The 16,984-nt window shown below is 64.0% G+C and carries 23 protein-coding genes, 1 tRNA gene and 1 pseudogene; 18 read left to right on the top strand and 7 right to left on the bottom strand.

The genetic code is table 11. The annotated features are described in order from the left end of the window. Window positions 1-88: 88 nt before the first annotated feature. Window positions 89-463, bottom strand: coding sequence for a DUF5064 family protein (locus ACTJJX_RS24810; RefSeq protein ID WP_003090800.1), 375 nt, complete (start codon window positions 461-463; stop codon window positions 89-91). A gap of 135 nt (window positions 464-598) precedes the next feature. On the opposite strand from ACTJJX_RS24810, the gene ACTJJX_RS24805 reads away from it, so the two are divergent. Further along, complete coding sequence (locus ACTJJX_RS24805; RefSeq protein ID WP_003099113.1) at window positions 599-1,042, top strand: YqaA family protein; 444 nt, start codon at window positions 599-601, stop codon at window positions 1,040-1,042. 155 nt (window positions 1,043-1,197) lie between these two features. Continuing rightward, window positions 1,198-1,515 (top strand): hypothetical protein, encoded by a 318-nt coding sequence (locus tag ACTJJX_RS24800; RefSeq protein ID WP_016852713.1) that lies wholly within the window; start codon window positions 1,198-1,200, stop codon window positions 1,513-1,515. Here the strand turns inward: ACTJJX_RS24800 and ACTJJX_RS24795 are convergent. Continuing rightward, on the bottom strand, window positions 1,505-2,404 hold the full coding sequence (locus ACTJJX_RS24795) for a YihY/virulence factor BrkB family protein (RefSeq protein ID WP_003090797.1): 900 nt from the start codon (window positions 2,402-2,404) through the stop codon (window positions 1,505-1,507). The genes ACTJJX_RS24800 and ACTJJX_RS24795 overlap by 11 nt on opposite strands. 222 nt (window positions 2,405-2,626) lie before the next feature. On the opposite strand from ACTJJX_RS24795, the gene ACTJJX_RS24790 reads away from it, so the two are divergent. Both ACTJJX_RS24790 and ACTJJX_RS24785 read left to right on the top strand, forming a co-directional pair. Next, window positions 2,627-2,860 carry a DUF3509 domain-containing protein gene (locus tag ACTJJX_RS24790; RefSeq protein ID WP_003090796.1) on the top strand — a complete coding sequence of 78 codons (234 nt, stop codon included), beginning with the start codon at window positions 2,627-2,629 and terminating at the stop codon, window positions 2,858-2,860. Between the two features lie 65 nt (window positions 2,861-2,925). Continuing rightward, complete coding sequence (locus tag ACTJJX_RS24785) at window positions 2,926-3,156, top strand: hypothetical protein (RefSeq protein ID WP_003090795.1); 231 nt, start codon at window positions 2,926-2,928, stop codon at window positions 3,154-3,156. Here the strand turns inward: ACTJJX_RS24785 and ACTJJX_RS24780 are convergent. Continuing rightward, entirely contained in the window at window positions 3,131-3,649 is a 519-nt protein-coding gene (locus ACTJJX_RS24780; RefSeq protein ID WP_003099108.1) for a thermonuclease family protein, read from the bottom strand. The two genes, ACTJJX_RS24785 and ACTJJX_RS24780, sit on opposite strands and share 26 nt — an antisense overlap. Before the next feature lie 18 nt (window positions 3,650-3,667). Continuing rightward, window positions 3,668-4,381 carry an endonuclease gene (locus ACTJJX_RS24775; RefSeq protein WP_003099106.1) on the bottom strand — a complete coding sequence of 238 codons (714 nt, stop codon included), beginning with the start codon at window positions 4,379-4,381 and terminating at the stop codon, window positions 3,668-3,670. Window positions 4,382-4,538: 157 nt separating this feature from the next. Here ACTJJX_RS24775 and ACTJJX_RS24770 point away from each other — a divergent pair, with 157 nt between their 5' ends. From ACTJJX_RS24770 to ACTJJX_RS24755, 4 genes are all read left to right on the top strand, one after another. Next, window positions 4,539-4,760, top strand: coding sequence for a ParD-like family protein (locus ACTJJX_RS24770; protein ID WP_003090688.1), 222 nt, complete (start codon window positions 4,539-4,541; stop codon window positions 4,758-4,760). Then, entirely contained in the window at window positions 4,757-5,539 is a 783-nt protein-coding gene (map, locus tag ACTJJX_RS24765; protein WP_016852714.1) for a type I methionyl aminopeptidase, read from the top strand. Before ACTJJX_RS24770 ends, map begins: the two co-directional genes overlap by 4 nt. A 53-nt stretch (window positions 5,540-5,592) precedes the next feature. Next, window positions 5,593-5,826, top strand: coding sequence for a hypothetical protein (locus ACTJJX_RS24760; RefSeq protein ID WP_003090686.1), 234 nt, complete (start codon window positions 5,593-5,595; stop codon window positions 5,824-5,826). A gap of 198 nt (window positions 5,827-6,024) precedes the next feature. Then, window positions 6,025-6,312: a DUF3509 domain-containing protein gene (locus ACTJJX_RS24755; RefSeq protein ID WP_003090684.1), complete on the top strand. Its 288-nt coding sequence runs from the start codon at window positions 6,025-6,027 to the stop codon at window positions 6,310-6,312. A gap of 326 nt (window positions 6,313-6,638) precedes the next feature. Here the strand turns inward: ACTJJX_RS24755 and ACTJJX_RS24750 are convergent, their stop codons facing one another. Together ACTJJX_RS24750 and ACTJJX_RS24745 are read right to left on the bottom strand one after the other, a co-directional pair. After that, complete coding sequence (locus ACTJJX_RS24750) at window positions 6,639-6,815, bottom strand: hypothetical protein (RefSeq protein ID WP_003099098.1); 177 nt, start codon at window positions 6,813-6,815, stop codon at window positions 6,639-6,641. A gap of 84 nt (window positions 6,816-6,899) precedes the next feature. Beyond that, on the bottom strand, window positions 6,900-7,226 hold the full coding sequence (locus ACTJJX_RS24745) for a hypothetical protein (RefSeq protein WP_003090681.1): 327 nt from the start codon (window positions 7,224-7,226) through the stop codon (window positions 6,900-6,902). Between the two features lie 191 nt (window positions 7,227-7,417). On the opposite strand from ACTJJX_RS24745, the gene ACTJJX_RS24740 reads away from it, so the two are divergent. The 10 genes from ACTJJX_RS24740 to ACTJJX_RS24695 all read left to right on the top strand — a co-directional run bounded on the left by ACTJJX_RS24740 (window position 7,418) and on the right by ACTJJX_RS24695 (window position 15,976). Further along, on the top strand, window positions 7,418-8,281 hold the full coding sequence (locus ACTJJX_RS24740) for an alpha/beta fold hydrolase (RefSeq protein ID WP_003116601.1): 864 nt from the start codon (window positions 7,418-7,420) through the stop codon (window positions 8,279-8,281). A gap of 249 nt (window positions 8,282-8,530) precedes the next feature. Next, window positions 8,531-10,453 (top strand): threonine--tRNA ligase, encoded by a 1,923-nt coding sequence (thrS, locus tag ACTJJX_RS24735; RefSeq protein ID WP_016852715.1) that lies wholly within the window; start codon window positions 8,531-8,533, stop codon window positions 10,451-10,453. Further along, complete coding sequence (gene infC, locus ACTJJX_RS24730) at window positions 10,453-11,004, top strand: translation initiation factor IF-3 (protein ID WP_003119938.1); 552 nt, start codon at window positions 10,453-10,455, stop codon at window positions 11,002-11,004. The genes thrS and infC overlap by 1 nt, the downstream gene beginning before the upstream one ends. Before the next feature lie 61 nt (window positions 11,005-11,065). Next, a complete protein-coding gene (gene rpmI, locus ACTJJX_RS24725) occupies window positions 11,066-11,260 on the top strand; it encodes a 50S ribosomal protein L35 (protein WP_003090673.1) in 195 nt (64 codons plus the stop codon). Window positions 11,261-11,283: 23 nt separating this feature from the next. Continuing rightward, entirely contained in the window at window positions 11,284-11,640 is a 357-nt protein-coding gene (gene rplT / locus ACTJJX_RS24720; protein WP_003099086.1) for a 50S ribosomal protein L20, read from the top strand. 97 nt (window positions 11,641-11,737) lie between these two features. After that, window positions 11,738-12,754 carry a phenylalanine--tRNA ligase subunit alpha gene (gene pheS, locus ACTJJX_RS24715; RefSeq protein ID WP_003090666.1) on the top strand — a complete coding sequence of 339 codons (1,017 nt, stop codon included), beginning with the start codon at window positions 11,738-11,740 and terminating at the stop codon, window positions 12,752-12,754. 34 nt (window positions 12,755-12,788) lie between these two features. Beyond that, a complete protein-coding gene (pheT, locus tag ACTJJX_RS24710) occupies window positions 12,789-15,167 on the top strand; it encodes a phenylalanine--tRNA ligase subunit beta (protein ID WP_016852716.1) in 2,379 nt (792 codons plus the stop codon). 3 nt (window positions 15,168-15,170) lie between these two features. Continuing rightward, complete coding sequence (gene ihfA / locus ACTJJX_RS24705; protein ID WP_003090661.1) at window positions 15,171-15,473, top strand: integration host factor subunit alpha; 303 nt, start codon at window positions 15,171-15,173, stop codon at window positions 15,471-15,473. After that, a complete protein-coding gene (locus ACTJJX_RS24700; RefSeq protein WP_003090655.1) occupies window positions 15,454-15,810 on the top strand; it encodes a MerR family transcriptional regulator in 357 nt (118 codons plus the stop codon). Before ihfA ends, ACTJJX_RS24700 begins: the two co-directional genes overlap by 20 nt. Before the next feature lie 89 nt (window positions 15,811-15,899). Continuing rightward, window positions 15,900-15,976 (top strand) — tRNA-Pro (locus tag ACTJJX_RS24695). A gap of 490 nt (window positions 15,977-16,466) precedes the next feature. On the opposite strand, the pseudogene ACTJJX_RS24690 reads toward ACTJJX_RS24695, so the two are convergent. Beyond that, window positions 16,467-16,984: pseudogene (locus ACTJJX_RS24690) on the bottom strand (IS3-like element IS222 family transposase); the annotation flags it as partial.

Here is a 16,984-nt window from a genome sequence, read left to right as displayed (position 1 = left end):
GTTACCTAGGTATGGAGTCGCCCGCTTCGCTGAAAGTTGCACGGCATGGCCTGCGTCGGGGGCTTCCGTAGCATGCGGGAGAGCCGTTTCAGGATGCCCCGGCCTCGCCGCGCAGGTAGCGGTCGAGGTCGATCGCTTCGCCGCTCTTGAGTTTCAGGCGTCGGCGCAGGTCGTCGAACATAGCGTCGTACTCGCGGCGCTGGCGCACGATCGGTCCCTGCCGCAAGCGCAGGCCGTGGCGCCGGGCCAGGCGACTGGCACGGCTGGCGAAATGCACGGCGGCGTCGCGCGGCAGTTCGAAGCTTTCGCTGAAAGGCTGGCCGTCGATCCGGCCCTCCATGTCGAAGTGTACGGCCACCGGGCGGGCCTCGGCCTCCAGGACCCGGTAGCGCAGGTGGATATCGAATGCCTGGCGGTCGACTTCGCTGGCCGAGGCGAGATGCAGATGGCCGGGAATGAACATGGCCTGCCTCCTTTTCGGATAACCGGGGAAATGCCCTTGCCTGCCAGGGTATGCTTCGCCGGCCTCGGGACGGCTGTCCCAGGTCAGTTTTTTCCGGATTGGAGTGGGGATGCGAATGGCGCTGGGAGCGTTCGGGTGTTGACTGACTGGGCCGCGTACGCCGGGCTGTTCCTCTCGGCGTTCGGTTCGGCGACCCTGCTGCCGTTGCAGTCGGAAACCGTGCTGGCCGCCTTGCTGCTGCGCGGCGGCCAGTCGGTCGCGTGGCTGCTGGCGCTGGCCATCGTCGGCAATGTGCTGGGTTCCTGGGTCAACTGGTGGCTGGGTCGCTACCTCGAGCATTTCCGCGGTCGCCGCTGGTTTCCCGTGGGCGAGGTGCAGTTGCTCAGGGCGCAGCGACACTATCGCCGCTACGGCCGCTGGACCCTGCTGCTCAGTTGGGTGCCGGTCATCGGCGATCCGCTGACGCTGGTGGCCGGCATCATGCGTGAGCCCTGCTGGAGTTTCCTGCTGATCGTCGGCCTGGCCAAGACGCTCCGCTACCTGGCCCTGGCTGCGCTGGTGCTGGGCTGGGCCGGCTGAGCGCTTCGTCGGCGAGCGTAGAACTATTTTTCGCGGGGCAATGTCCATTGCTGCGAGGTGTAACTGCCGCCTCATCGCCCCCGGGGCCTTTAGTTGCCGCTGTGGTCCCGGGGGCTTCTCTTTTCCTGCCTGTTTCCGGCGATGCGAGGTGCGCAATGTCGAGGGTGGTTGCGGGATCGCTGGTCTGCCTGCTGCTCGGTTCGGCGCCGGCCTGGGCTTCCACGGCCGAGGCGTGGCAGGCGCACGACGCCATGGTGCGTGCCGCCTGCCTGAAAGCCAGCGGCTTGCGCCAGGTGCGCGCGGTGGGGCAGGTACTGCCCTTCGACGATGAGGTGGGCTATTCGGCGCTGCTCCTGCAGGGCCGCTATCCGCAGCCGCACATGCAGGGCCACCAGGGCCGCGAGCTGTGTCTGTACCGGCGCGCCACCGGCAAGGCCAGCGTCAGCGAGGCCGACGCCCTGCTCAAGCCTTGAGTTCGGGGTCGTCGTTGTCCGGAAGTTCGCGCTCGCCAGGGTCCTTGCCGTCTTCCGAATGGTGTTCGATCACCGCGTTCAGCTCGGCGCCGAACAGCACCACTGCCGCCGACAGGTAGAAGTACAGCAGGAGGATGATGATCGCCCCGATGCTGCCGTACATGGCGTTGTAGTTGGCGAAGTTCTTCACGTAGAAGCCATAGGCGAGGGACGCGGCGATCCAGGCGATCACCGAGAGCACCGAGCCTGGAGTGATGAAGCGGAAACGCTGCTCGACATCCGGCACCAGGTAGTAGAACAGCGCCACCGCGAGCATCAGCAGGAACACCGCAAGAGGCCAGCGCAGCCAGGTCCAGAGCGTCACCAGGTACTGTTCCAGACCGACCAGGCCGGCGATCCAGGCGATCACCTGCGGCCCGGTGACCATCAGGCCGGCCGCCACCAGCAACAACAGGGCGATGCCGAGGGTGTAGAGGATCGACAGGGAGAAGCGCTTCCATACCGGGCGGCTCTCCTTCACGTCGTAGGCGGCGTTGAGCGCGATCATCATCGAGCGGATGCCCGCCGAGGAGGTCCACAGCGCCACCGCGATACCGATCGACAGCAGGCCGCCTTTCTGCTGCTGCAACTGGTCGATCACCGGGTTGACCTGATCCATCGCCTCGGGCGGCAGCAGCAACGCCGCCTGCTCGCGCAGCCAGGCGAAGAACTCCGGTAGGTGCAAGTAGCCTACGAGGGTGATCAGCACCAGCAGGAACGGAAATAGCGAGAACAGCATCTGATAGGCGAGGGCCGAGGCGTAGGTCGGCATGTCGTCCTCGAGGAACTCGTTCACTGTGCGCTTGACCAGGCCGAACAGGCCTATTTCCCGATAAGCCGTACGGAACATTCCATCTCCTTGCTGTGTGCGTGCCGATGACGATCGACCACCGATGGCCGCTTGCCGCCAGGCATTTTCCGTTGGGTGAAATTCGTCGCGTCCTTTCTGGGACGCCACGGCGGGCGAATTGGTTCGTCGCCGGCGTCATCATTCGGTCGCATCCGTTAGCCAGACTGCGCCTGCCCGCCGCGCGGCGGGCCTCCGTCCAACTTCTCAGAAATGGAGCGCACCATGTCTGTCGACCTGAAGAAAATCGCCGCTGCCTTTCCCGAGTTCCAGTTGTCCAGCAAGAGCCGCCATGACGGCGCGCTGTTGTTGCAGTTGCAGGCCGCCGACGGCCGCTACGTGGCTCGCACCATACCCTCGCCGCAGCTCAGCGCGCCGCCGGAGACCGAGTGGCTGATCCGCAGCATCCGCCGGGAACTGGCCGTGCCGGGCATGGAAATGGCGATGGCGGCACGCTGAGTTTTTTCGCCGCGGGAACCGATGATGCGATAATTCCGCCTTTCCACACAGCTGACGGGAAGGCAATGAAGCGCGAGAAGGTTCGGGACAGGCAGGCGGCAGGGAAGATCTCGGCGACCCACATCATCGCCAATCCCACCCTGGCCAGGGAATGGATCGTGTTCTTCAAGAAGGACGGCGGGCGCAGCTATTTCCTGGTCGACGAGAGCGACGAGGTGATGTCGTTCCGCCGGCTCGACGACGCGGTCAAGGAGCTGCGCGGGCTGGGCATCAAGTTCGCGGAGATCCATCTCTAGGAGCGGCGTCGCGCGGTCGCCACTGGCCAGCCTTGCGCGCCCGCGCTTCTTCCTCGGCGAACCGGTACTGGCCGCGCGCCTCGGCCGTCTGGCCGCTGTCCGGCGCGTCGCGCCAGCTGGCCAGGCCAATGGTCAGCAGGGCCAGCCCGGCATCCAGGGTATGTCCGCAGGTGGGGCAGTCGGCCGGGGTGACCCAGGCCGCGCCGAGGATGCGGAAGCGCGCGTCGCGGCCTTGCTCGCGGATGGTCGTCGATTTGCCGAGCAGCATGTCTTCCAGGGCTTCCCGGGCGCGCCGACGCCAGGGCTCGGCGGCCGGTAGCTCGACGGCATTGAGCTGGATGCGCAGCGCCTTGTTCGCGCCGGGCAGGCGGCAGCCCAGGCTGGCGTCGTCGTGTATCGCCACCACCGTGCAGTCGAAGCGGCGCTCCCCGGCGTCGGCGGCGAACGCCAGGGCGGCGCAGAGCGGCAACAGGGCGAGGGTGCGGAAGATCATGGGCTACTCCGGCGGAGGTCAGCGTCGACGCGAGGATAGGTTGCTGCAGGTCGCCAGGTCCACCGGGCCGACATAGGGATTGCCCCAGCCCATCACGCAGCCGACCATGTGGTTGCGCTGGCGCTCCCAGGTCTGTGGCGGGTACTGCTTGTGCCAGGCGTTGTAGAGCTGGCGATCCTGCTTCGACAGGCGCAGGCCGTAGCGGTCGCTCATGTAGAAGTAGGTGCGGGCGATCATCCCGCGAATCTGCGGGCGTGGCATCGCCTTGCGCGCCTTGAAGTCCACCACCATCGGGCAGGCGCCGTATTGCTGGGGTTTCTGCGGCAGCCAGCCGAAGCCGAAGTTGCTGCGGTCGCCGTTGACCTCGCCGATGCTCGGCACCAGGTTGTGCAGGTCGGCCTCGGCGCGCTGGTAGGTGCTGTCGTGCCTCGCGCAGTTGCTCCGCCCGCCGTTCTGCCAGCAGCGCCGCTGGTGACCGATCACCCAGGCCGGGACGATGTGTTCCCACTCGATGCGCCGCGCGCGGTTGGCGTTCTTCCTCGGCTTGTAGCCGCAACTGGCGAGGTCGACACGATTTCCCGAGTAGCGACAGCCGCAGTAGAACTCCACGGATTGCCGGGCGTAGAGCTTCCAGCCGATTTTCTTCGCTTCGGAGAACGTGCGCGGGGCGTTGGCCTGGCCGGCGCTGGCGAGGAGGAGGGCGAAAAGGCCTACAAACAAACGGGAAAGCATGCGGCAACTTCCAAAAAAATCCGCATGTTACTGATTTTGCAGGAGATGCCAATCGTGGCCAGTCCATGGCCAGGCGAGGGGCGGACCTTCCCGTTTGCGGCGCGTCCATGCGATGGTTAGTATACGTTCCGTATATGTTTTGTAGTCGAGGTGTAGTGTGGGCCTGGTGAAGATTTCCGAGCAATTGCACGAAGAGGCGCGCATCGCCTGCAAGGCCATGTCGCGCTCGATCAATGCCCAGGCTGAGCACTGGATGCGCATCGGCATGCTGATCGAAGCCAATCCCGGCCTGACCTATGCGCAGGTGCTACGCCAATTGATGGACGAAGCGCGCGAAAGCGACCGCCGCGAGCAGGACGCGGCGAGGATCTCGGGATGATCAAGAGCGCGGAGGAAATCCAGCGCATGAGCGTGGCCGGCGCGCTCACCGCGAAAGTCCTCGAAGCCCTCGACGAGGTGGTGCGGCCAGGCATCAGCACGGTAGAGATCGACCGCTTCTGCGAGCGCTACATCGTCGACACCCTCGCGGCGATTCCCGGCAGCAAGGGGCAGTACGGCTATCCGTTCACGGTGAACACCTCGGTCAACGAGGTGGTCTGCCATGGCTGGCCGTCGGCGCAGCAGATCCTCCGCGACGGCGATATCGTCAACGTCGACGTCACGGTGATCAAGGACGGCTATTTCGGCGACAGCAGCAAGATGTACCGGGTCGGCGCCATCGACCGCCAGGCGCAGAAGCTGCTCGACGTCACCCGCGAATGCCTGTACCGGGCGATCCGCGTGGTGCGCCCGGACGCCACCCTCGGCGATATCGGGCATGCCATCCAGAGTCACGCCGAAGCCAACGGTTATTCGGTGGTCCGCGAATACTGCGGGCATGGCATCGGCCGCAAGATGCACGAGGCGCCGCAGGTCCTGCACTTCGGTCGCGCTGGCGCGGGTGCGCGGCTGAAGGCCGGGATGACCTTCACCATCGAACCGATGATCAACCAGGGCGGCCACGCGGTGAAGCTGCACAAGGACGGCTGGACCGTGACCACTCGCGACCGCCGCCTGTCGGCCCAGTACGAGCACACCGTGCTGGTCACCGAGCGGGGTTGCCGGGTCCTGACCCTGCGCGACGAGGAGCGCGAGGCGCTGGCCGACCTGGCTGGCTGATCGACGCCCGGCCTGGTTACACTGAGACGACTTTTCCGAAGGGAGGCTGGCGGGTGTCCGGCAGGCGTTTTGGCGAGTTCGAACTGCGCGCCACCTGGTTGCGCGAGGACAGTGGCTATCTGGCCGAGATCGAGATAACCAGCATCGACGACGGACGCACCGAATGGCTGGTGCTGCCGGGCCAGCCGCCGTGCGAGAGTCCGGCGGCCGCGCTGTCGCTGGCGGAAGCGGCGCTGTACCGGGTGCGCGGCTTCGATGCGCGGGGCCGGCCGCTGTTTTCCGACTGAGCCTGCTGGCAAATCGCATGATGCATTTCGCACGATCTTGCAGTTTGCACGGACCGCTTCGCTGAGTATTTTCACAAGCTATTGATTTTAAATGGTTTTAATTTTCCATGTGGCTGGCATGAAAGCTGCCACCTTTCCCCGTGTTGCGGCTGCGCTGAAGTTCGCGGTCGGTTTTCATGCAAGAGGGGATAAACGATCATGGAAAAGTCCATCAAGATGCTGTTCGATGCCTTCCAGGCCACCTTTGCCGTATCCACCCAGATGCGTCCGGACGGCGGCGCCCTGCTGACCCTGCGCAACGGCGAAGAGATCGTGACCCGTCGCGTGGTGTCCGCCGCCCAGTTGGCCGACGAGAAGCGCATGTACTGGTTCATCAACGCCGTGCGCCGTGACCTGGCCCTGGAGGCGGGGAGCCTGCCGGTGGATGTGGTCGGCACCCTGCGTCGTCTGCAGGAGCGCGGCCTGCCGAGCTACATGGCGGGCTGAACGGTTCGTCCGGAATCCTGGCGGAGACCTCCGGCAGGGCGGGCGAGAGTGCTAGAGTGAAGCTTCGAGGGGGCTGGGCGAGGATCGACCGGCCCCCGCTCGTGTCGGAAGGGAAGGCCAGGGCTGGCCTGCCCGTTCGGCGCTTCGGCAGGCTGGCGCAGAACGATGCAAGGTCGTTCGGGTCAGCATCAGGGATGAAATGACTGACAGGAGTCGGGATGCTGCGTTACGTCGTGGGTTTTCTCGCGTTCACCGTGCTGGCGGCCTATCTGTTGCTGGGGGTTTCCCAGCACGCCTTCCTGCCGTGACCGGTCGGCATGGCGGCTTCAGCTGCGCTGCGGAAGAGGCTGTGGCGGCCGTGCGGGATGCCGGTTTTCGGCTTGCCGTGCCTTGCGTTGCAGGCGTGCGCGCCGACGCGGCACGCGCAGGAAGGCCCATAGGGTGACGCCGGCGAGGCCCAGCCAGGCGACGATCAGCAATGTGACGAAGGATTCGGGAGTCATGGTTCGTCCTCCTCTTACCCAAGGATAGACCCTGCGGGAAGGGGAATTACTGCAATCGGTCTTCGACCATGGTCTGAAACGCGGTCATTCGGGGCCGGCACCGACCAGGGCCAGGCAGCCGGTCAGGCTGGTCAGCAGGGGCAGGGCGAGCAGGAAAGCCAGCCAGATGGCCTCCATGCGCAACAGCGTGGCGCCGAGGAACAGCGCGACCAGGAGGATGGTCATGAGCAGGGCGGTCCAGCCGAAGTACATGGCGAAGTTGTCGATGCCCAGGCCGATGCCCCAGCCCAGCAACAGGGCCCATACCCCGGCCAGTGCCAGGCCGAGGGCCAGCATGCTCGCCAGGGTCCGGGCGGACGGGGCATGCAGCGGGTGGTTGCGGAATAGCTCGTAGAAGATCGGCGTATTCATCGGCGTCACCTCCGCAGGGGAACTTCCAGCCTAGTCCAGCGGGCGAGACGGCCCTAGACCTATTTGTCATTACGGGGCGTGACCTCAGGCCGTTAACATCCATCTTTTCCAGGCGATGCCGTGCATCGGGCTGCGGGCCCGCTCACCGTTCGTCGCGCTGAGTCGAAAAAGAAACCGAAAGGGTTGCGTGCATGAGTGGCGAACTCGCCTCGTTCGAGGTGGATGGGTATCAACTGGTCTATCAGGACCTGGGTGAAGGCACGCCGGTGCTACTGGTCCACGGTTCGCTGTGCGACTACCGCTACTGGCAATGGCAGTTACGCAGCCTCGGCGAGCACCACCGGCTGATCGTGCCGAGCCTGCGTCACTACTACCCCGAGCGCTGGGACGGGCAGGGTGCGGACTTCACCAGCGCCCGCCACGTCGCCGACCTGCTGGCGCTGGTCGAGCGGCTCGGCGAGCCGGTACACCTGCTCGGCCATTCCCGTGGCGGCAACCTGGCGTTGCGCCTGGCGCTGGCCGCTCCGGACGCCCTGCGTTCGCTGAGCCTGGCCGATCCCGGCGGCGACTATGCCGCCGAGGTCTACGCCCACGCCGGCCTGCCTGCGCCCGAGGAACCATTGGAACGCAACCAGTTCCGGCGCCAGGCGCTCGAATTGATCCGTGGCGGCGAGGCGGAACGGGGACTGGAACTGTTCGTCGATACGGTGAGCGGCGCCGGGGTATGGAAACGCTCGTCGGCGACGTTCCGCCGAATGACCCTGGACAACGCCATGACCCTGGTCGGGCAGGTGGCCGACCAGCCGCCGGCGCTGGCGCTGACGGAACTGCGCTCGATCGACCTGCCGAGCCTGATCCTCAATGGCGAACGCAGCCCGCTGCCATTCCCGGCCACTGCCGAGGCGCTGGCGGCGGCCCTGCCGCGCGCCGAGCTGCAACGCATCCAGGGCGCGTCCCATGGCCTCAATGCCACCCGTCCGGCGGCTTTCAACCGGTCGGTGCTGGAGTTCCTGGCGCGCGTCGATGGCGTTGCGCCGGACGTGGAAACGTCCTGAAGCGAGGCCGGGCGAACTGACCGCTCGTCAGCTCGCCGCGGATGCTTTACCATGGGCGCTTCGCGCCGGATCAGCTCCGGCGTTTTTCGTCAGTATCCATTCCCAGTGATCTCCGTCCGCGCGCTTCGGCGCAGGGGTGCCGCAAGGCGCCTGCCACTGTGAGGCAGGCCGGCCCGGCGGGCGACGCTTACTGGCACATCCCAACCCACGTGGCCTTTGGTAGGGGTCACCACTAGGAGAGGAGGCGCCATGCCCATCATTACTCTTCCCGACGGCAGTCAACGTTCCTTCGATCACCCGGTCTCCGTGGCCGAGGTGGCCCAATCCATCGGCGCGGGCCTGGCCAAGGCGACCCTCGCCGGCAAGGTCGACGGCCGCCTGGTCGACGCCTGCGACACCATCGATCGCGACGCGACCCTGCAGATCATCACGCCCAAGGACGAGGAAGGACTGGAGATCATCCGCCACTCCTGCGCCCACCTGGTCGGCCATGCGGTCAAGCAGCTCTATCCGACCGCGAAGATGGTCATCGGCCCGGTGATCGAGGAAGGCTTCTACTACGACATCTTCTTCGAGCGCCCCTTCACCCCCGAGGACATGGCGGCGATCCAGCAGCGCATGCGCGAGCTGATCGACAAGGACTACGACGTGATCAAGAAGATGACCCCGCGCGCCGAGGTCATCGAGCTGTTCAAATCCCGTAGCGAAGACTACAAGCTGCGCCTGATCGACGACATGCCGGACGAGAAGGCCATGGGCCTGTACTTCCATGAGGAGTACGTGGACATGTGCCGCGGCCCGCACGTGCCGAACACCCGCTTCCTCAAGGCGTTCCAGCTGACCAAGATTTCCGGCGCCTACTGGCGCGGCGACTCGAAGAACGAGCAGTTGCAACGCATCTACGGCACCGCCTGGGCCGACAAGAAGCAACTGGCGGCCTATATCCAGCGCATCGAAGAGGCCGAGAAGCGCGACCATCGCCGCATCGGCAAGCAGCTCGACCTGTTCCACCTGCAGGAAGAAGCGCCGGGCATGGTGTTCTGGCACCCGAATGGCTGGAGCGTCTACCAGGTGCTCGAGCAGTACATGCGCAAGGTCCAGCGCGACCATGGCTATGTCGAAGTGCGTACCCCGCAGGTGGTCGACCGCATCCTCTGGGAGCGTTCGGGCCACTGGTCGAACTACGCCGAGAACATGTTCACCACCTCCTCGGAAAGCCGCGACTACGCGGTCAAGCCGATGAACTGCCCGTGCCACGTGCAGATCTTCAACCAGGGCCTGAAGTCCTATCGTGACCTGCCGCTGCGCCTCGCCGAGTTCGGCGCCTGCCACCGCAACGAGCCGTCCGGCGCGCTACACGGGATCATGCGTGTACGCGGCTTCACCCAGGACGACGCGCATATCTTCTGCACCGAAGAGCAGGTGAAGAAGGAAGCGGCCGATTTCATCAAGCTGACCTTGCAGGTCTACCGCGACTTCGGTTTCACCGACATCGCCATGAAGCTGTCGACCCGTCCGGCCAAGCGCGTCGGTTCCGACGAGCTGTGGGATCGCGCCGAAGGCGCGCTGGCCGATGCACTGAACGAATCCGGCCTGGCCTGGGAATACCAGCCGGGCGAGGGCGCGTTCTATGGGCCAAAGATCGAGTTCACCCTGAAGGACTGCCTCGGCCGTAACTGGCAGTGCGGCACCCTGCAGTACGACCCGAACCTGCCGGAGCGCCTGGACGCCAGCTACATCGCCGAGGACAACAACCGTAAGCGCCCGGTGATGCTGCACCGTGCGATCCTCGGGTCCTTCGAGCGCTTCATCGGCATGCTCATCGAGCACTACGCCGGAGCCTTCCCGGCCTGGCTGGCGCCGACCCAGGCAGTGGTGATGAACATCACCGACAAGCAGGCCGATTTCGCCGCCGAGGTGGTGCGGATCCTCGGGGAAAGCGGATTCCGTGCCAAGTCCGACTTGAGAAACGAGAAGATCGGCTTTAAAATCCGCGAGCATACTTTGCTCAAGGTTCCCTATCTCTTGGTTATTGGAGATCGGGAAGTTGAATCGAAGGCCGTCGCGGTGCGTACGCGCGAAGGGGAAGACCTGGGCTCCATGCCCGTCACCCAGTTCGCTGAGCTGTTGGCACAGGCGGTTTCCCGGCGTGGTCGCCAAGACTCGGAGTAATCATTATTAAGCGTGAAATGAGACAGGATAAGCGAGCTCAACCGAAACCCCCGATCAACGAGAACATCTCGGCTCGTGAGGTACGGTTGATTGGAGCTGATGGCCAGCAGGTTGGTGTTGTTTCGATCGATGAGGCGATCCGCCTAGCCGAAGAGGCGAAGCTGGACCTGGTTGAGATTTCGGCCGACGCGGTGCCTCCTGTCTGCCGCATCATGGACTACGGCAAGCACCTGTTCGAGAAGAAGAAGCAGGCTGCGGTCGCCAAGAAGAACCAGAAGCAGGCGCAGGTCAAAGAAATCAAGTTTCGTCCAGGGACGGAAGAAGGGGATTACCAGGTAAAACTACGCAACCTGGTACGTTTCCTTAGTGAAGGGGACAAGGCCAAGGTATCCCTGCGATTCCGCGGCCGTGAGATGGCTCACCAGGAGCTGGGGATGGAGCTGTTGAAGCGGGTCGAAGCCGACCTCGTGGAGTACGGCACCGTCGAGCAGCATCCTAAGCTGGAAGGACGCCAGCTGATGATGGTCATCGCTCCCAAGAAGAAAAAGTAACCACCAGGGCACTGGCAGGCCTTGCGGTTATGCGTAATCACTCAATGCGGAGTATCCGAACATGCCAAAGATGAAGACCAAAAGTGGCGCGGCCAAGCGCTTCAAGAAGACTGCTGGTGGCCTCAAGCACAAGCACGCCTTCAAGAGCCACATCCTGACCAAGATGACCACCAAGCGTAAGCGTCAACTGCGCGGCACCTCGATGCTGAACAAGTCTGACGTTGCGCGCGTAGAACGCTCCCTGCGTCTGCGCTGATTATTAAGGTAGAGGATTAATTCATGGCTCGTGTTAAGCGTGGCGTTATCGCCCGTCGTCGTCACAAGAAAATTCTGAAGCTCGCCAAGGGCTACTACGGTGCACGCTCGCGCGTGTTCCGCGTTGCCAAGCAGGCGGTGATCAAGGCTGGCCAATACGCCTACCGTGACCGTCGTCAGCGCAAGCGTCAGTTCCGCGCACTGTGGATCGCCCGTATCAACGCTGGTGCTCGTCAGAACGGTCTGTCCTACAGCCGCCTGATCGCCGGCCTGAAAAAGGCGGCCATCGAGATCGACCGTAAGGTCCTGGCCGATCTGGCAGTGAACGAAAAAGCGGCGTTTACCGCGATTGTCGAGAAAGCGAAGGCAAGCTTGGCTTAAGCCCTACGACAATCACCGGACTTCGGTCCGGACGTAACGTCACCGATAGGGGAAGAGCCTTACCGCTCTTCCCCTATTTTGTATCTGGAGTCCATACATGGAAAACCTGGATGCGCTGGTCTCTCAAGCATTGGAGGCTGTGCGACACACCGAAGACGTCAATGCCCTGGAGCAGATCCGGGTTCACTACCTCGGCAAGAAAGGCGAACTGACCCAGGTGATGAAGACCCTGGGCGACCTGCCGGCCGAAGAGCGGCCGAAGGTTGGCGCGCTGATCAACGTGGCCAAGGAAAAGGTCCAGGATGCGCTGAACGCGCGTAAGACCGAGCTGGAAGGGGCCGCGCTGGCCGCCCGGCTGGCCGCGGAGCGCATCGATGTCACCCTGCCCGGTCGTGGCCAGCTGAGCGGCGGCCTGCATCCGGTCACCCGCACGCTGGAGCGCATCGAGCAGTGCTTCAGCCGCATCGGCTATGAAGTCGCCGAAGGCCCGGAAGTCGAAGACGACTACCACAACTTCGAAGCGCTCAACATTCCGGGCCACCACCCGGCGCGTGCCATGCACGACACTTTCTATTTCAATGCGAACATGCTGCTGCGTACCCACACCTCACCGGTGCAGGTGCGGACCATGGAGTCCCAGCAGCCGCCGATCCGCATTGTCTGCCCGGGGCGCGTCTACCGCTGCGACTCCGACCTGACCCACTCGCCGATGTTCCACCAGGTGGAAGGCCTGTTGGTGGACGAGGGCGTCAGCTTCGCCGATCTCAAGGGCACCATCGAGGAATTCCTCCGCGCCTTCTTCGAGAAGCAGCTCGAAGTGCGCTTCCGTCCGTCCTTCTTCCCCTTCACCGAGCCCTCGGCCGAAGTGGACATTCAGTGCGTGATCTGCAGCGGCAACGGCTGTCGCGTGTGCAAGCAGACCGGCTGGCTGGAAGTCATGGGTTGCGGCATGGTGCACCCGAACGTGCTGCGCATGTCCAACATCGATCCCGAGAAATTCCAGGGCTTCGCCTTCGGCATGGGCGCCGAGCGCCTGGCCATGCTGCGCTACGGGGTGAACGACCTGCGTCTGTTCTTCGATAACGATCTGCGCTTCCTCGGACAATTCCGCTAGGCCAGAACGCAACCGGATTCCTTAGGAGAACAGGATGAAATTCAGTGAAAAGTGGCTGCGGAGCTGGGCAAATCCGCAGGTTTCCCATGACGAGCTGGTCGCTCGCCTGTCCATGGTCGGCCTCGAGGTCGACGCCGACCTGCCGGTCGCCGGCGCCTTCAGCGGCGTGGTGGTCGGCGAGGTGCTCTCGACCGAACAGCATCCGGACGCCGACAAGCTGCGCGTCTGCCAGGTCAGCAACGGCAGCGAGACCTTCCAGGTCGTCTGCGGCGCGCCCAACGTGCGCGCGGGCCTGAAGATTCCCTTCGCCATGATCGGCGCCGAACTGCCGGGCGACTTCAAGATCAAGAAAGCCAAGCTGCGTGGCGTCGAGTCCTTCGGCATGCTCTGCTCGGCCAAGGAATTGCAGATCAGCGAAGAGAACGCCGGTCTGCTCGAGCTGCCGGCCGACGCGCCGGTCGGCCAGGACGTCCGCACCTACCTGGAGCTGGACGACTACACCATCGAGGTTGGCCTGACCCCGAACCGCGGTGACTGCCTGTCGCTCGCCGGCCTGGCCCGCGAAGTCAGCGCCATCTACGACGTACCGCTGGCGCCGGTGGCGGTGGATGCGGTCGCCGCGCAGCACGACGAGACCCGTCCGGTCGAACTCGACGCGCCGGCCGCCTGCCCGCGCTATCTCGGACGGGTGATCCGCAACGTCGACCTGAGCCGGCCGACCCCGTTGTGGATGGTCGAGCGCCTGCGCCGTTCCGACATTCGCAGTATCGACCCGGTGGTCGACGTCACCAACTACGTGATGATCGAACTGGGCCAGCCGATGCATGCCTTCGACCTTGCCGAGATCAACGGCGGCGTGCGCGTGCGCATGGCCGAGGACGGCGAGAAGCTGGTCCTGCTCGACGGCCAGGAAATCACCCTGCGCGCCGACACCCTGGTGATCGCCGACCACCAGCGCGCCCTGGCCATCGCCGGGGTGATGGGCGGCGAGCACAGCGGCGTCAGCGACAGCACCCGCGACCTGTTCCTCGAAGCCGCGTTCTTCGACACCATCGCCCTGGCCGGCAAGGCCCGCTCCTATGGCCTGCACACCGACTCCTCGCATCGCTTCGAGCGCGGCGTCGACAGCCAGTTGGCGCGCAAGGCCATGGAGCGTGCGACGCGCCTGATCCTCGACATCGTCGGCGGCGAGCCGGGGCCGATCGTCGAGCAGGTCAGCGAAGCGCACCTGCCGAAGGTCGCGCCGATCACCCTGCGCGCCGAGCGCGTGACCCAGATGCTCGGCATGCCGCTGGACGCCGACGAGATCGTGCGCCTGCTGCAAGCCCTGGAACTGACGGTGGTAGCCGACGGGGAAGGGCAGTGGTCGGTCGGCGTACCGAGCCATCGCTTCGACATTTCCCTGGAAGTCGACCTGATCGAGGAACTGGCCCGTCTCTACGGATACAATCGCCTGCCGGTGCGCTACCCGCAGGCGCGCCTGGCGCCGAACAACAAGCCGGAAGCGCGCGCCGCGCTGCCGCTGCTGCGGCGCCTGCTGGTCGCCCGCGGCTACCAGGAAGCGATCACCTTCAGCTTCATCGATCCGGCCCTGTTCGAACTGTTCGATCCGGGCACCCAGCCGCTGACCCTGGCCAACCCGATCTCCGCCGACATGGCGGCGATGCGTTCCAGCCTCTGGCCGGGCCTGGTCAAGGCGCTGCAGCACAACCTCAACCGCCAGCAGTCGCGGGTCCGCCTGTTCGAAAGCGGCCTGCGCTTCGTCGGTCAACTGGAAGGCCTGAAGCAGGAAGCCATGCTCGCCGGCGCCATCTGCGGCAAGCGCCTGCCGGAAGGCTGGGCCAACGGCCGTGACGGCGTGGACTTCTTCGACGCCAAGGCCGATGTCGAGGCAGTGCTGGCCAGTGCCGGCGCCCTCGGCGACTTCAGCTTCGTGCCCGGCGAGCACCCGGCGCTGCACCCGGGGCAGACCGCGCGCATCGAGCGGGACGGGCGGCTGGTCGGCTACCTGGGCGCGCTGCATCCGGAACTGGCGAAGAAACTCGACCTCGAGCAGCCGGTGTTCCTCTTCGAGCTGCTGTTGGCCGAAGTGGTCGACGGCCACCTGCCGAAGTTCCGCGAGCTGTCGCGCTTCCCCGAAGTGCGCCGCGACCTGGCGCTGCTGGTGGACCAGGACGTGCCGGCGCAAGACATCCTGACACAAATCCGTGCGGCGGCCGGCGAATGGCTGACGGACCTCAGGCTGTTTGATGTGTATCACGGTAAAGGCATTGATCCGCATAGAAAAAGCCTTGCCGTCGGCTTGACCTGGCAGCATCCATCGCGCACTCTTAATGACGATGAAGTCAATAGCACGACGCAGAACATCGTCACGTCGTTGGAAGAAAGGTTCAATGCCACGTTAAGGAAATAGCGTATGGGGGCTCTGACGAAAGCTGAAATTGCGGAACGTCTGTACGAAGAGCTGGGCCTGAACAAACGGGAAGCCAAGGAGTTGGTGGAGCTGTTCTTCGAAGAGATCCGCCAGGCGCTGGAGCATAACGAGCAGGTCAAGTTGTCCGGTTTCGGCAACTTCGACCTGCGCGACAAGCGCCAGCGCCCCGGACGCAACCCGAAGACCGGCGAAGAAATCCCGATCACGGCCCGCCGCGTTGTCACCTTTCGTCCAGGGCAGAAACTGAAGGCCAGGGTTGAGGCATATGCTGGAACCAAGTCATAACGACGAGCTGCCACCGATTCCCGGCAAGCGCTACTTCACCATCGGCGAAGTCAGCGACTTGTGCGCGGTCAAGCCCCACGTGCTGCGCTACTGGGAGCAGGAGTTCCCGCAGCTCAACCCGGTGAAGCGCCGCGGAAATCGCCGCTATTATCAGCGCCAGGACGTGCTGATGATCCGCCAGATCCGCGCGCTCCTCTACGACCAGGGCTTCACCATCGGCGGGGCGCGCCAGCGCCTCTCCGGCGACGAGGCCAAGGACGACGTCACCCAGTACAAGCAGCTCATCCGCCAGATGATCGCCGAGCTGGAGGAAGTCCTGCTGGTCCTGAAAAAGTGACGGAAGCAAAAAAAACTTCCACTTATCAGAAGCTTAGTATATAGTGCGGCTCACTTCGGAAGCACAGCCACTGAGCTTTGAAGTACAGTCGGGGCGTAGCGCAGCCTGGTAGCGCACTTGCATGGGGTGCAAGGGGTCGAGTGTTCGAATCACTCCGTCCCGACCAAAAATCCCTAGAAAATCCAATCACTTAGCGGTGGTTGGATTTTTTTATGGCCGGGTGTTCTGTGTATTCCTCGAATTTTGCCCCACTTTTTGTCCCACCGGAAAATCTCGCCGTTTAAAGGCTGCTTTGCGGTGTTCCTCGAATCGATCTAGCAACAGGGTCTCCTGCCATACGATTGAGTGTCAGAGCTCGATCCCTCGCAGTACACGAATCTGCTCCTTGAGATACAGATCCTTCTCATCCTCCATCTGCAGGAGGATTTCTAAGATGCGGGCTCTAGAGGGCTCGAGATTTTTGGAGAACCTGTCCAGACGCTTGATCGCCTTGTCGCTCAGGATGAAGTTGTATTGCTTCCTACCTTTCGCTTCTTGGCGCCGAAGTTTCTGCCTCCAAAGTCGCCTGACCGTCGCGATGCAGTGAGCTCTCTCAAGAGGGGGCCAAGTGAAGGTGTCGAGGGTTTGCAGCAGGCGTTGATGGCTCTTTGTAGTGGTCAACCCATCCCGGACAGTGGGTTGAGTTTTTCTTCGGCCACCGCAGGTGGTAACCCGTCGTTGAATTGATGCGGCCTGATCCAGTTGTAGCGGTGCATCAAGTAATGACTGATGTCCCGTTGGGCCTCCTGCGCCGTCAGGTAACCCGTTGACGGGACCCACTCCGACTTCAGACTGCGGAACAGGCGCTCCATCGCCGAGTTATCCCAGCAATTCCCTCGGCGACTCATGCTCTGCTGCATCCGATAGCGCCAGAGCCGTTGCCGAAACAGGCGGCTGGCGTACTGGCTGCCCTGATCTGAATGGAACAGCACCTGCTGTGGCTTGCCGCGCTGTTCGTAGGCCATGTCCAGGGCCTTGATCACCAGTTCGGCATCCGGCTTGGCCGAGAACGCCCAGCCGATCACCCGCCGGGTATGCAGATCCAGCACCGCGGCCAGGTAGTGCCAACGGCCTTGCGCCCAGACGTAGGTGATGTCGCCACACCACACCTGATTGGGATGCTCGGTCGCGAATT

This window comes from Pseudomonas sp. 22490, assembly GCF_052044465.1.
GTDB lineage: Bacteria > Pseudomonadota > Gammaproteobacteria > Pseudomonadales > Pseudomonadaceae > Pseudomonas > Pseudomonas aeruginosa.
The sequence above is the reverse complement of the archived record's forward strand: the minus strand, read 5'-3'. Positions and strand labels throughout refer to the sequence as shown.

What these genes read in the sequence shown, in the direction of transcription:
- ACTJJX_RS24810 (WP_003090800.1), bottom strand. Translation starts at nt 463, where the DNA reads ATGTTCATTCCCGGCCATCTGCATCTCGCCTCGGCCAGCGAAGTCGAC.
- ACTJJX_RS24800 (WP_016852713.1), top strand. Translation starts at nt 1,198, where the DNA reads ATGTCGAGGGTGGTTGCGGGATCGCTGGTCTGCCTGCTGCTCGGTTCG.
- ACTJJX_RS24795 (WP_003090797.1), bottom strand. Translation starts at nt 2,404, where the DNA reads ATGTTCCGTACGGCTTATCGGGAAATAGGCCTGTTCGGCCTGGTCAAG.
- ACTJJX_RS24790 (WP_003090796.1), top strand. Translation starts at nt 2,627, where the DNA reads ATGTCTGTCGACCTGAAGAAAATCGCCGCTGCCTTTCCCGAGTTCCAG.
- ACTJJX_RS24785 (WP_003090795.1), top strand. Translation starts at nt 2,926, where the DNA reads ATGAAGCGCGAGAAGGTTCGGGACAGGCAGGCGGCAGGGAAGATCTCG.
- ACTJJX_RS24780 (WP_003099108.1), bottom strand. Translation starts at nt 3,649, where the DNA reads ATGATCTTCCGCACCCTCGCCCTGTTGCCGCTCTGCGCCGCCCTGGCG.
- ACTJJX_RS24775 (WP_003099106.1), bottom strand. Translation starts at nt 4,381, where the DNA reads ATGCTTTCCCGTTTGTTTGTAGGCCTTTTCGCCCTCCTCCTCGCCAGC.
- map (WP_016852714.1), top strand. Translation starts at nt 4,757, where the DNA reads ATGATCAAGAGCGCGGAGGAAATCCAGCGCATGAGCGTGGCCGGCGCG.
- ACTJJX_RS24755 (WP_003090684.1), top strand. Translation starts at nt 6,025, where the DNA reads ATGGAAAAGTCCATCAAGATGCTGTTCGATGCCTTCCAGGCCACCTTT.
- ACTJJX_RS24750 (WP_003099098.1), bottom strand. Translation starts at nt 6,815, where the DNA reads ATGACTCCCGAATCCTTCGTCACATTGCTGATCGTCGCCTGGCTGGGC.
- ACTJJX_RS24745 (WP_003090681.1), bottom strand. Translation starts at nt 7,226, where the DNA reads ATGAATACGCCGATCTTCTACGAGCTATTCCGCAACCACCCGCTGCAT.
- ACTJJX_RS24740 (WP_003116601.1), top strand. Translation starts at nt 7,418, where the DNA reads ATGAGTGGCGAACTCGCCTCGTTCGAGGTGGATGGGTATCAACTGGTC.
- thrS (WP_016852715.1), top strand. Translation starts at nt 8,531, where the DNA reads ATGCCCATCATTACTCTTCCCGACGGCAGTCAACGTTCCTTCGATCAC.
- rpmI (WP_003090673.1), top strand. Translation starts at nt 11,066, where the DNA reads ATGCCAAAGATGAAGACCAAAAGTGGCGCGGCCAAGCGCTTCAAGAAG.
- rplT (WP_003099086.1), top strand. Translation starts at nt 11,284, where the DNA reads ATGGCTCGTGTTAAGCGTGGCGTTATCGCCCGTCGTCGTCACAAGAAA.
- pheS (WP_003090666.1), top strand. Translation starts at nt 11,738, where the DNA reads ATGGAAAACCTGGATGCGCTGGTCTCTCAAGCATTGGAGGCTGTGCGA.
- pheT (WP_016852716.1), top strand. Translation starts at nt 12,789, where the DNA reads ATGAAATTCAGTGAAAAGTGGCTGCGGAGCTGGGCAAATCCGCAGGTT.
- ihfA (WP_003090661.1), top strand. Translation starts at nt 15,171, where the DNA reads ATGGGGGCTCTGACGAAAGCTGAAATTGCGGAACGTCTGTACGAAGAG.
- ACTJJX_RS24700 (WP_003090655.1), top strand. Translation starts at nt 15,454, where the DNA reads ATGCTGGAACCAAGTCATAACGACGAGCTGCCACCGATTCCCGGCAAG.